Source organism: Rhodococcus sp. WAY2, assembly GCF_009859915.1.
In the GTDB taxonomy this organism is placed as follows: Bacteria; Actinomycetota; Actinomycetes; order Mycobacteriales; family Mycobacteriaceae; genus Rhodococcus_F; species Rhodococcus_F oxybenzonivorans.
Map to the genome: position 1 here is coordinate 2208294 of NZ_CP046572.1, position 14036 is coordinate 2222329.

The window sequence follows — 14036 nt, forward strand, 5'->3', positions numbered from 1 at the left end:
CCAACTGGTTGCGACCGAACGCCGCTGCGTTCTGGACAAGTTGATCGTGGTGGCGGCGTGCGTGGATTTGAAATCCAGGAGCAACCCGTCGACGAGTAGGTCCGCATCGGCACCCCACCAATGAGGCCGGAACCAGTCAAGGACCCCGGCGAACAGTATCTGAAGACTTCGGCGAGAGTAGCCACTACAAATCAGATTGCCAGCCTCTCCTGGCCTTGTTTCCGTCAAGCGGGGGCGCATAAGGAGTTGTTCGGTACAAACTTAAGTAGTCAGCCGTATTTTAGTTTGTATTCCCATTTGGGGGGCGGAGGTGACGTCGGAGCGGCTCGACCCGGCGCCCGGTCGGTTGATGTGTTCGCGCATCGAAGGGTGGCGGACCCCGAACTGGTCGAGGTCGGTGAGGTCCCCGGTTACGAACCGGGCGGGACTTGGTGGAGGCGGTGGCTGCGCTGGGGTTCGTGGTGGTGTTTGACACGACAAGGCCCGTCTCGTCCGCGGAGCAGGCCGGGATGTGGCCGAAAGAGATTGGATTTCCAGCGGGCCGGGCCCTGGGTCTGTGTTTGTCGGCGTTCTCGACGAGGAACCGGCGACCGTGGACGCTCGGCGGTCCCGCGGGGTGAGGACGCACTCCTTCGACGTCTTGTCCGGGGCGCGGGTGCGGGAGCTACGGGCGGGAGGCAAACCGGCCACAAGGTGCACCAGCCACGTCGGCAGCGACATAGGGGCAGCCGTACCGCAGGCACGGCACGGTGACACAAAGAGCGGCTGAGCCGATCCTGCTGACTGGGGGTGGACCGCAAGGAGAGGCCGGAGCACGAGGGCTGTGGTGCCGCCGCGGTGCTGCTGGCCTCCGCGGCACGACGTCACCGGAGGCTTGCGCTGAGCTCTTGTGGCGGCCCTTTACTGCCTGGAGCTTCACCTATAAGATTGCTTATAGAGGAGGTGCGGGTTATGACGATCATGATCGACCGGGACCGGTTGTTCTCCAGCATGGCCGAGAACCGGGCGCGTGAGGTGGTGGCGCATATCGGATTCCTCCGTAACCTGCGGCAACTGTACGAGGGTGGAGTCACCCAGACACGGTTGGCGGAGGTCAATGGCGTCAGCCAGCCGGCGATCAGCCAAATGCTCCAGCGTGCCCGGATTGAGGCCCCGGATGTCCGTCCGGGCACCCACGGCGGCACCGCCTACGAGGTCGCCGCGCGGTGCGCGGCCGGTGAGATCGATCCGGAGACGATGCGCGCCGAGCTGATCGGCTGGGAGTACGACAAGCCCCTCGCTTCGACCGGTTACCCGGACGTCGACGACGTCCGCCCCCATACGGAGGGTGGCTTCAATCACCAGGTCGGTCGCGCGCTGGCCCACGGGTTCCTCACCGACGAGGACTACGACTTGATCCTCGACGCACTGGCTGACTGACCTGTGCCGACCCGTGAATCCGAGGATCGCCGTGCCTTCCTCGCCTCGCTGTCCACCCCGGGTGGCCCGCTGACGATCGATGCCCCCCACGCCACGGTCAATGACCGCCGCTATTTCCGTCGGATCGATGGCGAACCGATCCCCACCCGGGCACGGTTGCGGTTACATGAGCGGATCCTCGCGGAGGGGCGTGCATCGCGCACTCAGGTGCGCCGCGACCGGGTAGCGATCCTCATGGCCGGCCCGCCCGGTGCCGGCAAATCCACTGCCCAAGCCCATCTGGTGGGGGAGCATTCGCAGGGGTGGCGGCATCTGGATGCGGACGAGTTCAAGCTCCGCCTCCTCGCGGCTGCCGTAGAGGACGGCTCACTGCAGGAACTCCTACCCGAGCAGGTTCGGGCGCAGCCTGGGCTGCCGAGCCGGTTCCATCCGAACGAGCTGTGCGCGCTGGTGCACATCGAGTCCAATCTTCTGCTCGAAACGGCCGTGGCGCAGTCGTTATCGGTCGGTGAGAACGTGATCATCGACGGCACGATGGCCTGGAAGCCGTGGGCGACCGAGCTGGTGTCCCGCCTCGAGCGGGACCACTACACAATCCACATCGCCGACGTCGAAGCCTCTCGGGAACTCGCCGCCGCCCGGATCGTGCACCGGTGGCAGCAGGGCTTCACTGCCGCTTTGCACGCGTCAAAGGACGACCCGGCGGCGCGGATGGGTGGGCGGTGGCTTCCAAACTCGGCCGTCGATCGTCTGTTCACGGAAAATCGGCTGCCCGACGGCAAACCGCTCCACGGCAGCTCCGTCAGTGAGGTCAACGCCCGGGAGGTCAGCGAGGAATCGCCGGCCGTCACCCGTTACGACCTGTACCGCACCGTCGAGGTGGACCGGGGACCACAGCACATCGAACGCCGTGAACGCGCGGCGGGTGGACAGTTGGAATTAACGTGGGGCGCAACGGACACCCAGGACCGCGAGTGTGCAGACCGAATACCGGAGCCCGAGATCGACAATCGGTAGCAGACTACGGGTTGGTGACGCGCTCGCGCGTTCCGCAGGGATAAGCCGGATGTGTGAGTGCGGAGCTCTGCGTCGACTCACTGTTCGTGCACCCCTGGTGTGATGACATGTTCCGTCAGGTTCTCCACCTCGCGGTCTCCCAACGACAGCCCGCCCAGATCCACTAGCAAACTGCGCGCCTCGGAGGGAGTGCAGTCGTACAACGTCGTCGTGCGGAACTGGACGCGACGTTCGGCAAAAATTCGGCTCGTCAGCGGCCGGACGTATCGACGCCTGCGGCTTGACGTGTCAGAGCAACCGTCGCCGCCCGCAGCTGGTCGGCCGAGTGAAGTGGCTCCGCGTACCCCACCCGCGTCATGGCGGCGCCGCGCGGAGTGACGACGCGCAGGTCCAATCCGTAGCGATCGGCGCCCTCACATGTGGCGGTGGTGGCGTCCGGGAAACCACCCAGCGCCTGGGCCATAGACAGCAGCGCGTCGGCGTGGTCGGCGTTGAGGTGCTCGACCGCGCGGCCGGCGTGCGGAGTGACCGGGTCCGGGGCTGCGTTCACATACGCCTCGGCGGTTGCTGAGTCCATACGCCCGTACCCGCCGACCCACCGCACGCGCTGAACGCGCAGCACCCAGAGGGCGAAGTCGCTGAAGTCGATGTAGACGTGCGCGGCCGGGATGGCTGCCAGATGCGCCTCGCGTGCGGCGGCGAGCTCGTCGCCCTCGGGTCGTTCGACGAACCCGGCAAGGGTGATGCGGGTGCTGGCCAACGGATCGGAAGGTGGATTGGGTGCGACGATGGCGATGCTGGCCCGGGGATCGTGCGCGAGGTTGCGGCCGTGCTCGGCCATGTGCGACACACACAGCACGGGGGAGCCGCCCAGCAGACCGTAGGTCACGAACGACGCCCAGGGATCACCGTCGGCGGTGAGGCTCGCGAGGGTGCCGATGTTGGTCGAGGCCGCCACCGTCCGGGCTTCCTCGGCCGCGGAGGGGCGGGCCGGATTCACGACCTCTGCCAGCGGCGGCGGCACAGTGGGGGCGTCGCCCGGATCTCCGTGATCTAAGTTGGTCATTCCCGAACGGTACGCCCGCATCGAATCTTCGCTCACCATGCCTCGAACCGTGCGTGGACGTCGGCGCTGAGCGTGATGTTCTCCGGCTTCAGCGCGATGGCGTCGTTCGAACCGCTGGCGGCGAAGGCGCGGGCCCCCACAGCGGTGTATGACGACCCGGCGTCGACCCCGAGCATGCCGGGGTCGGCGATCGCGACGGGGTGAACGGTGTTGCGGCCGAGACTGCGGGCGTAGGTTTCGGCCTTCGACTGCGCGTCGCGGATGGCGAGTTCCCGCACCTGCACGATGCGGGCCGCCCGACTCTTGCTGGTGAGCGCCCAGTCGAAGTTTCCGACGTTCACGCCTTCGAGCGTCGACACCGAATCGACGAAGCCGCCGACGGCGCCCAGCTGGCTGAATTTCACTTCCAACGCGGCCTCCGCCCTGTACACATACGGCAGCTGGAGACCGTCCTTGTTGTACGGGCGGTGCCGCGAATGACGGACCTGATCGAGCGACCACCAGTTGATCGGACCGTGATGGCTGTCGAACTGCGCGTTGATCAGCTCGGTGAGCCGGCTGACGGTGGCCGAGGCCGCCTTCACCGACCGTTCCACGTCGCCCGTCTCGATGCGGACGACGACCGTCACCGTGCACCGCTCGGGCGCAAACGTGGCCTCACCGTGGCCGGCGACGGTGACGACAACAGGGCTCGTATGCATGAGAAGGAGTGTGCCATCCGGGCCGGAAATTGCTGGTGGCGTGACCCCGCGCGCTCGCATACCGTGGATACCGAGGGCCCGATCGCCAGGTGGCTATGCGATGCGGCCGGGCCCTCGCGAAGCGTGATCGTGGGTGATGCGAAATGGCCGCGTTGGGTGTGCTGGCACTGATACTCGGTGTGCTGCTGATCGTGATCGAGGCACACGCACCGACCGCGGGTGTGCTCGGCGGGCTCGGTGCCCTGGCCTCCGCGGCCGGGGTGTGGCTGCTGTTCACGTCCAGCGACACCGCGCAGATGATCGCCGTCCCGGCGGCCGCGGGAGTCGCGGTGGTCGGACTCGGCAGCGCGGCCGTGATCGGCCGAAAGGCATTGTCGGCGCGGCGTATTCCCATCCGCTCCGGCCCGCAATCGCTGATCGGCACCGACGCCACGGTCCGCAGCTGGGCCGGGCGGCAAGGACAGGTGGAAACGGCCGGGGGACTGTGGAAGGCGCAGACCCAGTTCGGCGACGACGAGGAACCGACCGCCGGTGACGCCGTCATTGTCGAACAGATCCGCGGCCTCACCCTCACCGTGCGCCGCCGCGAACCGTGGGAGCTGTTATGACCGAACTCATCGTCATCCTGTGCGTCGTCATCATCCTGCTCGCCATGCTGGCGAGCAGCTCCATCCGGGTGCTCCGCGAATACGAGCGGGGCGTCGTGTTCAGGCTGGGCCGGCTGATCGACCTCAAGGGTCCGGGGTTGGTGCTGCTGATCCCGGCCATCGACCGAATGGAACGCGTCAGCCTGCGGACCGTCACACTCAAGATTCCGGTGCAGGAAGTGATCACCCGCGACAACGTGCCTGCCAAGGTCACCGCCGTCACCTACTTCCGGGTGATCGATGCCGATCGGGCCATCGTCGAGGTGGAGGACTTCCTTTCCGCCACTTCGCAGATCGCGCAGACCACCCTCCGCTCGATCCTGGGCAAGGCCGACCTCGACGCCCTGCTGTCCGAGCGCGAACGGCTCAACGAAGACCTGCAGCAGGTGATCGACCAGCAGACCGAACCGTGGGGTGTGAAGGTCACCACCGTCGAGATCAAGGACGTCGAAATCCCCACCAACATGCAACGGGCCATCGCCCGGCAGGCCGAGGCCGAACGCGAACGCCGCGCCAAGGTGATCAACGCCGAGGCCGAATTCCAGGCGTCTGCAAAACTCGCCGAGGCCGCCGACGTCATCAGCCGCAACCCCACCACCCTGCAGCTGCGCTACCTGCAGACGCTGGGGGAGATGGGCGGCGACAACAACTCGACCATCGTCTTCCCGCTGCCACTCGACCTGGTCCGCCCGTTCCTCACCACCCCAACTGCCAACGGCCAGGACAAGGATCGGCCCGACGAACCGTCACAACTCGAGGCCAGACCCGACGTCGACCCGATGCGGGCCATGACGCGACCGGAACCTGTAGCGCACCCGCTGCGTAACTGAGTACAAGCGAACTCACGCCCGCGACTGCAGCAGCTGTGAGAGGACGTGCGCCTGCTCGAGGAGCAGGGTGCCGAGTTCGGGGTGGCGTTCGGGGCGGAAGCGGGTCTCGACGCCGGTGAGGCTCAGCGCCCACGCCGGCCGGCCGTCCCGGTCGAACACCGCCGCACCCATGCCCCAGCTTCCCTCGACGATCAGACCGGGGTTGACCGCGTACCCCGTGTGGCGGGTGAGGGCGATGCGTTCGCGGAGTGCGTCCGTGCTGTGGTTCTCGCCCCAGCGTTCGGAGAGGTCGGTGCGCGCCAGGTATTCGTCGATGTCGCGGTCGGGGAGATGCGCCAAAATCACCAGTCCCGCGGAGGCGACGCCGAGCGGAAAGCGGATGCCCTCGTGCAGGACGTGGGAGCGAAGGGGGAAGCTGCCGTCCTCGGCGGCGATGCACACCGTCTCGTCGCCGCGCCGGGCCGAGAGGAAGGCACTCTCCCCGGTTTCGCGGGCGAGCCGGTCGAGGACGCCGCGGGCGTGCCGGGTGATGTCGTAGCGGGTGGCGGCCGCCGCGCCCAGCAGATACAGCTCCGGGCCGAGGGTCCACCGGCCCGTCTTCGCGTCGCGGTCGAGGAGACCCTCGTCGGCCAGCGAAGACAGCAACCGGTGCGCGGTGGGACGGGCCAGCCCGGCTGCGCGCCCGAGCACCGTCGTGGATGCGCCGGCAGGCTCGTGTGCTCCGACTGCCCGCAACAGCGCACCCACCCGTCCGACCACGTGCGGTCCGCGTGTCTCCTCCGTCATGATGCCATCGTAGCGTTCACTCAGTGAACGCTCAGCGCTCCGGTGTCCAGGCTGCGAACAACCTTGCCGAACTCCTTGAAACGTGAGGAAGAGCACGTTCTACTAGGGCTTACGCGTTCACCACGTCGGTCAGTGAAGCCCGCCAGGCGGGAGATCAGCGTCTGCTGGATGAACGCATTGAAGTGAACACCGGCTCGGAGGTCGAGCGGTAGCGAAGGGAGACACGATGACAGGAAAGGTTTCCGAGTCCGCGGCAGCGGCGGTCGCGGGCATCACCAGCGGCTCGTCACTGGCGGTAGGAGGGTTCGGGCTCTGCGGCATCCCCGATGCACTCATCGCCGCACTCGAAGAAGCGGGCGTCGACGAGCTCGAGGTGTTCTCCAACAACTGCGGAGTGGACGATCATGGGCTCGGAATCCTCCTGTCGGCGGGCCGGATTCGCCGCGTCACCGCGTCGTACGTGGGGGAGAACAAGGAGTTCGCCCGTCAGTACCTGGCCGGGGAACTCGAAGTGGAGTTGACCCCGCAGGGCACGCTCGCCGAGCGGCTGCGGGCCGGCGGCGCGGGTGTTCCCGCCTTCTTCACCCCGGCCGGTGTCGGCACCCCCATCTCGGACGGCGGCATGCCCTGGCGTTACGGCCACGACGGTTCCGTCGCCATCGCGTCACCGCCCAAGGAGACCCGCGTCTTCGGGGCCAAGCGGTACGTGCTGGAAGAGGCGATCAACGCCGACTACGCGCTGGTCCATGCCGCGATCGGCGACACCGACGGCAACCTCGTCTTCGACAAGACGGCCATGAACTTCAACCCCCTCGCCGCGATGGCGGGCAAGGTGACCATCGCCCAGGTGGAGACCCTCGTCGAGCCCGGCGAGATCGACCCGGCCCACGTGCACCTGCCGGGAGTGTTCGTCCAGCGGATCGTGCACACCGGACCCCAGAACAAGCGAATCGAAAAGCGCACCGTGCGCGCGGAAGGACGCCCCTCGTGACCACACTTGCTGCCACCGGCTGGACCCGCGATCAGATGGCGCAGCGCGCCGCCGCCGACATGATCGACGGCGAATACGTCAACCTCGGTATTGGGCTGCCGACCCTCATCCCGGGCTACCTCAACGACGACGTGCGGGTGATCCTGCACTCGGAGAACGGGATCCTCGGCACCGGCCCGTACCCCACCGAGGAGGCCGTCGACGCCAACCTGATCAACGCCGGCAAGGAGACCGTGACCGTCAATTCCGGTGCGGCCTTTTTCGATTCGGCGTTGTCGTTCGGCATGATCCGCGGCGGCCACATCGACACGGCCGTACTGGGCGGCATGCAGGTGTCGCGCACCGGCGACCTCGCCAACTGGATGGTCCCCGGCAAGATGGTCAAGGGAATGGGCGGGGCGATGGATCTGGTGCACGGCGCCGAACGGGTCATCGTCGTGATGGAACACACCGACCGCGACGGCAACCCCAAGATTGTCGACGCGTGCACCCTGCCGCTCACCGGTCAGGGAGTCGTGAACCGGATCATCACCAACCTGGCCGTGATCGACGTACTCGGCGACGGCACCCTGGCCCTGCGCGAACTCGCGCCCGGGGTGAGCGTCGACGACGTGCAGGCCGCGACGGGCCCCACACTGATCGTCGACCTGGAGACCGCTGCCTGATCGGCACTCCAGTTCGACGACCCGCGGGATCGGGGTCTAGACGCTGTCGTCGACCGTGTACTTCGTGAGGACCGGTGCGCCGGCCAGCAGAGGTCCGAGGTCGGTGATGGCGCCCGGTCCCGCGCGGAAGGTGCGGTAGGCGGCGTCGTGCTCCTCCGACTCCCACTTCTCGATCAGCAGCCAACGGGCGGGGTCGGCGGCGTCGACGAGCACCTCGACGCCCAGGCAGCCGTCGAATGCGCGGGTGGCCTTCAGCTCGCGGGTGAAGATGTCACGGGCAGCGTCCACGGATTCGGGCTTGAACTTCAGTTCCAGTGTTGCGGTGATCGGCATCTGGTCTCCTCGAAATCGATGTAAATGATATGACGTCGATCACGTTAGAGAACGCCCGCTCAGCATCGGTGGGCGGGCGGTCGATCAGCCGGATTCCGTCTGCGCCAATCGGTACGCGGGATCGTCGTGCCACGTTCACCCGGCATCCGTCCGGCGTGCCCCTGGACGTTGCTTGCACGCACTTGTCTAGTGTGGATACCCAGCGGGAGTCCGCCTGGCTCCTGTCCCTCCGGGCGAGCGGAAGCGAGAGACCGATCAACGGTACCGAGGCAGCCGACCTACGTACGGCCGAGTATCCACGGCCGTCGCACTTCGTGCTCCATCTCAGCGACACGCATCTGGTCGACGAAACCCTGCTCTACGGGGCTGTCGACAGCGAAGCCAAACTGCGCCAGATTTTCGCCGAGGTGGAGGCATCCCACGCCGCGCCGGACGCTCTGGTGTTCACCGGCGACCTCACCGACAAGGGGGAGCCGGGCGCCTACGAGAAGCTGCGCGACATCGTCGAACCCGTCGCGGAGTCGCTCGGTGCGCAGGTGATCTGGGCGATGGGCAACCACGACGACCGCGGCCATTTCCGGACCGCGCTGCTCCGGGAGGAGCCGTCGTACGCGCCGATCGACCACTCCTACGACGTCGACGGGCTGCGCATCATCACCCTCGACACCACCGTCCTCGGACACCACCACGGCGAGCTCGAGCAGGACCAGCTGGACTGGCTGGCCGCGGAGCTGGCCGTTCCCGCGCCGCACGGCACCATCCTGGCTCTGCATCACCCGCCGGTTCCGTGCGTCCTCGACCTGTCGGTCCTGGTGGAGCTGCGTGACCAGCCACGACTCGCCGACGTGCTCCGCGACAGCGACGTGCGGTCCATCCTCGCCGGGCACCTGCACTACTCGACGACGGCCACCTTCGCGGGCATCCCCGTCTCCGTCGCCTCCGCCACCTGCTACACCCAGGACCTCAACGTCCCGGCGGGAGCGCTGCGCGGGCAGGACGGCGCGCAGGGCTTCAACCTGGTGCACGTCTACCCCGAAACCATCGTCCACTCCGTGGTCCCGCTGGGCTCCTACGACACCGTCGGTGAATACGTCACCGCCGACGAGACCGCGCGCCGGCTCGCCGACAAGGGTGTGCGGATCCCGGACGCCGGGGAAGACGTCGTTCCGCGCCCGACCGTTCGGGTGTAGTCAGCTTCGACGCGGAAACTGCTCACGATGCGCCAGCACATCGGAGAGCCGGAACCGGCGGTGGGTGCCGCGCATCTCGATGGGCAGCGCCCCCGAATCGGCGAGCCGGCGCACATACGTGTCCGAGACACCCAGAACCTCCGCCGCCTGTGAGGTGGTGAGCAGATCCGCCACTGTCCCGAGTGCCAGGCTCTGGCCCTCACCGAGCAGCGTGAGCAGTTGGACGACGGCGTCGCGGACGGGGGCGGGTAGTTCGACGCGGTCGACGCTCACCGTGGGAGTGGCGTCGCCGGACAGCGCAGCGAGGACCGATCGGAGCTCCGTGACAGTCTCGGCGTCAAGCGCGGGAACGATGTGGTCGATGCTCATGCTGGACGCTTCCTGCCGGGGGACGGACATTTCACGATCTCATGACACCCGCAGACGGACCGTCGCGGCGGTAGCCTTTCCTTGTGGACGAGCTGCACGCTTCCGACCGATTCGAAGCCGCCGGCGACAACGACATCGATGTGACGCCGGAAATCGACGAGATCGGTGAGCTGCTGCGCAAGTCCGGCCGCAAGCGGGGCATCGCCGAGGTGGACCAGCCGTGGAAGCACGGATACCCGTACGACGAGAAGATGACCCGCCGCCAATACGAGGCCCGCAAACGCAAGCTGCAGATCGAACTGCTCAAGCTGCAGGCCTGGGTGAAGGAAAACGGCGAGAAGGTGGTCATCATCTTCGAGGGCCGGGACGCGGCAGGCAAGGGCGGCGCGATCAAACGGTTCACCGAGCACCTCAACCCCCGTGGTGCGCGGGTGGTGGCGCTCGAGAAGCCCACCGAACGCGAGCGCACCCAGTGGTACTTCCAGCGGTACGTCCAGCACCTCCCGGCGGGCGGGGAAATCGTCCTGATGGACCGGTCCTGGTACAACCGCGCCGGCGTCGAACGCGTCATGGGCTACTGCACCCCCAACGAGTATCTCGAATTCACCCGGTCGGCCCCCGAGTTCGAGCGGATGCTGGTGCAGTCGGGCATCCGCGTCGTGAAATTCTGGTTCTCGGTGGGCAGGGAAGAACAGCACGCCCGGTTCGTCGCCCGCAGCACCGACCCCGTCAAGCAGTGGAAGCTCTCACCCACCGACCTCGCGAGCCTCGACAAATGGGACGCCTACACCGAGGCCAAAGAGGCCATGCTCTTCTACACCGACACCCCGCACGCGCCGTGGACCGTCGTGAAATCGAACGACAAGAAACGGGCCCGCATCGAGGCGATCCGGTGGGTGCTCCACAAGTTCGACTACACCGGCAAGGACGAGAAGGTGGTGGGCACGCCCGACCCGCAGATCATCGGCCCACCCGCCACCGTCTACGACGAGGGCGAGCGGCCCGGCGACTCGATCCCCGCGGTCTGACGGAGCCTCCCCGGGGGCGGTCGCTCAGGCCCCGGTCTCCCACGGCGCCGGGATGGGAAAGTAGCTTTCCAGGAAATCGGTGACCCTCTTGGTGCGCAGTTCGAGGTCGATCTCCGGTGCGCTGCCGTCGTTGAGGCAGAAGAAGTCCATGGACCGCTTGGCGAGCAGTGAGTCCATGTCGCGCAGTCCCGCCTTGACGGTGGTGTCGACGTACTTCACGCGCGCCGACGTCTGCACCACAGCGCGCCCGCTCATCAACGCGTAGTAGTGATACAGCGAGTTGGTCACCGAGATGTTGGAGCTAGCGCGGAAGGTGCTGGCCGCGGTGGCGGCGAACTCGTCGGGGAACTCCTTTTCCATCTCCTCGAGTACGCTCCGGCGGAGCGGGGTGGCGGCATGTTCGAGGTGCCGGGTGGTGGTCACGCCGAAGCGGTTCTGCAGCAACCGCCGGTTGACGCGGGCTGCATTCTCGAAACCGCTGCGCTGTTCGTCGTTGTGGCCCAGCCCGATTCGGGTGGTCGCTTCGATGAACATGCTGATGCCGCCGGGGGAGAAGAACATCTCCGGTCCGACGGGACGGCCGAAGAACATGTCGTCATTGGAATACAGGAAGTGCTCCGACAGGTCGGGGATGTGGTGCAGCTGGCACTCCACCGCCTGCGAGTTGTGGGTGGGCAGCACCGACGGGTCGGCGAAGAATTCCTCGCTGGGCACGAAGGTGACGCGGGGGTCGTCGGCCAGCCACGCCGGACGATCGGAGTCGGTGGCGACGAAGATGCGGCGAATCCACGGCGCATACATGTGCACCGAACGCAGCGCATACTTCAGTTCGTTGATCTGCCGGAACCGGGCCTCGGAGTCGTCGCCCTCGCCCACCACATAGTTCTGCATCCGCTTGGCGCGTTGCGCCTGAAATTCTTTGGACGATCCGTCCACCCACGAGAACACCAGATCGATATCGAAGTTGATGTCGGAGGCGTGGTCGGCGAACATGTTCTCGATCGTCGGCCACACCCGGCCGAACCGCTCGACGGTGCCGCGGACCGCTTCTTCCGGCCGCACGACCCGGCGGGTCAAAGAGTTCTCGATGGGCAGCACGATCTCGTCGTCGGCGAACTTCCACAGTTCGATCTGCACACCCGTCGCCGCCCCGTAGCTCAGGCCGCTCGCCACGTGCACCCGCGGCCGGAACAGCCGGAAGATTCGCGCCTTCGAGTTCGCGGAGAGGGCGCCGTCGGCGACGAGAACGGCCGAATCACGCTTGGCGTCGACGGGTTTCGAGTAGAACGGGCGGTTGCGGCACGCGGCCACGAGGGCGGTGCGCAACTGCTTGCGCAGAGCCCAGTCGATCGCGATTACCGGACGTTCGTCGTTGCCCCGCACCAGCAGATAGTCGATGCCCGCGCCGTCCAGCACATCGCGGATAAACAGCAGATCCTCCACCATCGCCTCGTGCGGCGTCGTGGTGGTGATGGTCAGCGCGAAGCGACCCTTGACCCGCACCACATCGGGTCGGTGTTCCAACCTGGACTGTGCCGCGGCGGAAGCGTGAGCGACGGCGTCGCCGCTCTCCTGCTCGGGTGGAACCAGGTAAACATCGTGCGGAGCAGAAGAATGTGTAATCTTGGGGGCCTTTCAGGTGACGGCTGCGAGTGCGGCGAGGCCTATTCTATGCCCTCAACCGGCGTTCCGAAGGACGGCGCCCTGCGAAGCTTCCGCCCTAATCTGTTAGACAGGGTAAATGCCGCATAACGGGAATTCCGATACGACGCAGCACGACGCCGGACAGGCGTTCGAGGATGTCGTCGCGTTGCTGAACTATCCGATGTTCGTGGTCACCACCCGCTGGGAAGAGCAGCGGTCGGGGTGCCTGGTCGGGTTCGCGTCGCAGGTCAGCATCAACCCGCCGCGATTCTTGGTGGGGTTGTCGAACAAGAACCACACCTACGGGGTCGCGGTGAACGCCGAACACCTCGCGGTCCATCTGCTGACGCGGGAGCACCTCGCGCTGGCGACTCTCTTCGGCGAACAGACCGGTGACGAGATCGACAAGTTCGCGCAGTGCGAGTGGCGCACCGGCCCCCACGGGCTGCCGATCCTCGACGACTCCGCGGCCTGGTTCAGCGGCCGAATCCTCGAACGCCTCGAACTCGGCGATCATGTCGCGTTCCTCCTCGCACCCGAAAGCGGTTCGGCGCCGGATGATCTGGGTGAATTGATCACCTTCTCGGACGTGCGGGACCTCGAACCCGGACATGAGGCATGATGCCGACCATGCGCAAGTTGAACATGGGCACGGACGAGGTGTCGGCCGAGGAGTTCTACCGCGACCCGCCCGACGGCGTCCGGGTGAACATGGTGGCCAGCCTGGACGGCGCCGCTGCCTTCGACGGCCGGGTCCGGCCGCTGTCGGATGCGGTGGATCACCAACTTCTGCGCGCCCTGCGCACCTACGCCGATGTGGTTCTCGTCGGAGCCGGAACCATCCGGGCGGAGCGGTACGGACCGGCGGTGCTCACCGAGGAGCAGTCGCGCTATCGGCTCGAACGGTGGGGACTCGGCGCACCACCGCCGATCGCCGTCGTCACCCGCACCGGAAACATTCCGCTCGACACGCCGCTCTTCACCGGGGACGTGCGGCCGCTGGTCATCACCTCGCAGAGAACTGCGACCGAGCGCGGCTCAGCACTCGAAGAGGCCGCAGACATCGTGGTCGCGGGCGAAGACACCGTCGAGATGCCCACCCTGATCGCCGCACTCCGGGACCGCGGACTCCGCAGGATTCTGTGCGAAGGAGGTCCCACGCTGCTCGACGACCTCGTCTTGCACGACCTCGTCGACGAAATGTGCCTCACCGTGGCGCCGAGGCTGGCCGGACCGCAACCCCAGCAGGCAGCTGCAGGCCCCACCCTCGGGGCGCCGCGGACGCTGTCACTCCAGCACGCACTGACCCACGACGACTTCCTGTACCTCCGATACGGCCGGATTCGCTGA

16 protein-coding genes are annotated in these 14036 nt (G+C 66.8%); 10 read left to right on the forward strand and 6 right to left on the reverse strand.

What is annotated here, in order from left to right:
* Positions 1 to 951: 951 nt before the first annotated feature.
* Positions 952 to 1419, forward strand: coding sequence for a hypothetical protein (locus GFS60_RS10260; RefSeq protein WP_159920960.1), 468 nt, complete (start codon positions 952 to 954; stop codon positions 1417 to 1419).
* A gap of 3 nt (positions 1420 to 1422) precedes the next feature.
* On the forward strand, positions 1423 to 2436 hold the full coding sequence (locus tag GFS60_RS10265; RefSeq protein ID WP_159920962.1) for a zeta toxin family protein: 1014 nt from the start codon (positions 1423 to 1425) through the stop codon (positions 2434 to 2436).
* Positions 2437 to 2686: 250 nt separating this feature from the next.
* On the opposite strand, the gene GFS60_RS10270 is transcribed toward GFS60_RS10265, so the two are convergent.
* Together GFS60_RS10270 and GFS60_RS10275 are read right to left on the reverse strand one after the other, a co-directional pair.
* Positions 2687 to 3502, reverse strand: coding sequence for a HugZ family pyridoxamine 5'-phosphate oxidase (locus tag GFS60_RS10270; RefSeq protein WP_159920964.1), 816 nt, complete (start codon positions 3500 to 3502; stop codon positions 2687 to 2689).
* 32 nt (positions 3503 to 3534) lie between these two features.
* A complete protein-coding gene (locus GFS60_RS10275; protein ID WP_159920966.1) occupies positions 3535 to 4203 on the reverse strand; it encodes an SIMPL domain-containing protein in 669 nt (222 codons plus the stop codon).
* Between the two features lie 143 nt (positions 4204 to 4346).
* Between GFS60_RS10275 and GFS60_RS10280 the strand changes: the two genes are divergently transcribed.
* Complete coding sequence (locus GFS60_RS10280) at positions 4347 to 4811, forward strand: NfeD family protein (protein WP_109328458.1); 465 nt, start codon at positions 4347 to 4349, stop codon at positions 4809 to 4811.
* Positions 4808 to 5680 carry a slipin family protein gene (locus GFS60_RS10285; protein WP_159920968.1) on the forward strand — a complete coding sequence of 291 codons (873 nt, stop codon included), beginning with the start codon at positions 4808 to 4810 and terminating at the stop codon, positions 5678 to 5680. The genes GFS60_RS10280 and GFS60_RS10285 overlap by 4 nt, the downstream gene beginning before the upstream one ends.
* A 12-nt stretch (positions 5681 to 5692) precedes the next feature.
* Here the strand turns inward: GFS60_RS10285 and GFS60_RS10290 are convergent, their stop codons facing one another.
* Positions 5693 to 6466, reverse strand: coding sequence for an IclR family transcriptional regulator (locus tag GFS60_RS10290; RefSeq protein WP_159920970.1), 774 nt, complete (start codon positions 6464 to 6466; stop codon positions 5693 to 5695).
* Positions 6467 to 6692: 226 nt separating this feature from the next.
* Here GFS60_RS10290 and GFS60_RS10295 point away from each other — a divergent pair, with 226 nt between their 5' ends.
* Positions 6693 to 7457, forward strand: coding sequence for a CoA transferase subunit A (locus tag GFS60_RS10295; RefSeq protein WP_159920972.1), 765 nt, complete (start codon positions 6693 to 6695; stop codon positions 7455 to 7457).
* Positions 7454 to 8122 carry a 3-oxoacid CoA-transferase subunit B gene (locus GFS60_RS10300; protein ID WP_268962577.1) on the forward strand — a complete coding sequence of 223 codons (669 nt, stop codon included), beginning with the start codon at positions 7454 to 7456 and terminating at the stop codon, positions 8120 to 8122. The genes GFS60_RS10295 and GFS60_RS10300 overlap by 4 nt, the downstream gene beginning before the upstream one ends.
* A gap of 36 nt (positions 8123 to 8158) precedes the next feature.
* Here GFS60_RS10300 and GFS60_RS10305 read toward each other — a convergent pair whose 3' ends face one another.
* Entirely contained in the window at positions 8159 to 8455 is a 297-nt protein-coding gene (locus tag GFS60_RS10305; RefSeq protein ID WP_159920974.1) for a putative quinol monooxygenase, read from the reverse strand.
* A 254-nt stretch (positions 8456 to 8709) separates the two neighbouring features.
* Here GFS60_RS10305 and GFS60_RS10310 point away from each other — a divergent pair, with 254 nt between their 5' ends.
* Positions 8710 to 9645, forward strand: coding sequence for a phosphodiesterase (locus GFS60_RS10310; RefSeq protein WP_159927044.1), 936 nt, complete (start codon positions 8710 to 8712; stop codon positions 9643 to 9645).
* Here GFS60_RS10310 and GFS60_RS10315 read toward each other — a convergent pair whose 3' ends face one another.
* Positions 9646 to 10014 carry a helix-turn-helix domain-containing protein gene (locus GFS60_RS10315; protein WP_159920976.1) on the reverse strand — a complete coding sequence of 123 codons (369 nt, stop codon included), beginning with the start codon at positions 10012 to 10014 and terminating at the stop codon, positions 9646 to 9648.
* 83 nt (positions 10015 to 10097) lie between these two features.
* On the opposite strand from GFS60_RS10315, the gene ppk2 reads away from it, so the two are divergent.
* Positions 10098 to 11042 (forward strand): polyphosphate kinase 2, encoded by a 945-nt coding sequence (gene ppk2, locus GFS60_RS10320; protein ID WP_159920978.1) that lies wholly within the window; start codon positions 10098 to 10100, stop codon positions 11040 to 11042.
* A 24-nt stretch (positions 11043 to 11066) separates the two neighbouring features.
* On the opposite strand, the gene GFS60_RS10325 is transcribed toward ppk2, so the two are convergent.
* Positions 11067 to 12566 carry a stealth family protein gene (locus GFS60_RS10325; protein WP_442972185.1) on the reverse strand — a complete coding sequence of 500 codons (1500 nt, stop codon included), beginning with the start codon at positions 12564 to 12566 and terminating at the stop codon, positions 11067 to 11069.
* Positions 12567 to 12783: 217 nt separating this feature from the next.
* Here GFS60_RS10325 and GFS60_RS10330 point away from each other — a divergent pair, with 217 nt between their 5' ends.
* On the forward strand, positions 12784 to 13308 hold the full coding sequence (locus GFS60_RS10330; RefSeq protein ID WP_159920980.1) for a flavin reductase family protein: 525 nt from the start codon (positions 12784 to 12786) through the stop codon (positions 13306 to 13308).
* On the forward strand, positions 13308 to 14036 hold the full coding sequence (locus tag GFS60_RS10335; protein ID WP_159920982.1) for a pyrimidine reductase family protein: 729 nt from the start codon (positions 13308 to 13310) through the stop codon (positions 14034 to 14036). The genes GFS60_RS10330 and GFS60_RS10335 overlap by 1 nt, the downstream gene beginning before the upstream one ends.

What these genes read in the sequence shown, in the direction of transcription:
- GFS60_RS10305 (WP_159920974.1), bottom strand. Translation starts at nt 8,455, where the DNA reads ATGCCGATCACCGCAACACTGGAACTGAAGTTCAAGCCCGAATCCGTG.
- GFS60_RS10275 (WP_159920966.1), bottom strand. Translation starts at nt 4,203, where the DNA reads ATGCATACGAGCCCTGTTGTCGTCACCGTCGCCGGCCACGGTGAGGCC.
- GFS60_RS10335 (WP_159920982.1), top strand. Translation starts at nt 13,308, where the DNA reads ATGCCGACCATGCGCAAGTTGAACATGGGCACGGACGAGGTGTCGGCC.
- GFS60_RS10260 (WP_159920960.1), top strand. Translation starts at nt 952, where the DNA reads ATGACGATCATGATCGACCGGGACCGGTTGTTCTCCAGCATGGCCGAG.
- GFS60_RS10330 (WP_159920980.1), top strand. Translation starts at nt 12,784, where the DNA reads ATGCCGCATAACGGGAATTCCGATACGACGCAGCACGACGCCGGACAG.
- GFS60_RS10280 (WP_109328458.1), top strand. Translation starts at nt 4,347, where the DNA reads ATGGCCGCGTTGGGTGTGCTGGCACTGATACTCGGTGTGCTGCTGATC.
- GFS60_RS10285 (WP_159920968.1), top strand. Translation starts at nt 4,808, where the DNA reads ATGACCGAACTCATCGTCATCCTGTGCGTCGTCATCATCCTGCTCGCC.
- GFS60_RS10315 (WP_159920976.1), bottom strand. Translation starts at nt 10,014, where the DNA reads ATGAGCATCGACCACATCGTTCCCGCGCTTGACGCCGAGACTGTCACG.
- GFS60_RS10290 (WP_159920970.1), bottom strand. Translation starts at nt 6,466, where the DNA reads ATGACGGAGGAGACACGCGGACCGCACGTGGTCGGACGGGTGGGTGCG.
- GFS60_RS10295 (WP_159920972.1), top strand. Translation starts at nt 6,693, where the DNA reads ATGACAGGAAAGGTTTCCGAGTCCGCGGCAGCGGCGGTCGCGGGCATC.
- GFS60_RS10270 (WP_159920964.1), bottom strand. Translation starts at nt 3,502, where the DNA reads ATGACCAACTTAGATCACGGAGATCCGGGCGACGCCCCCACTGTGCCG.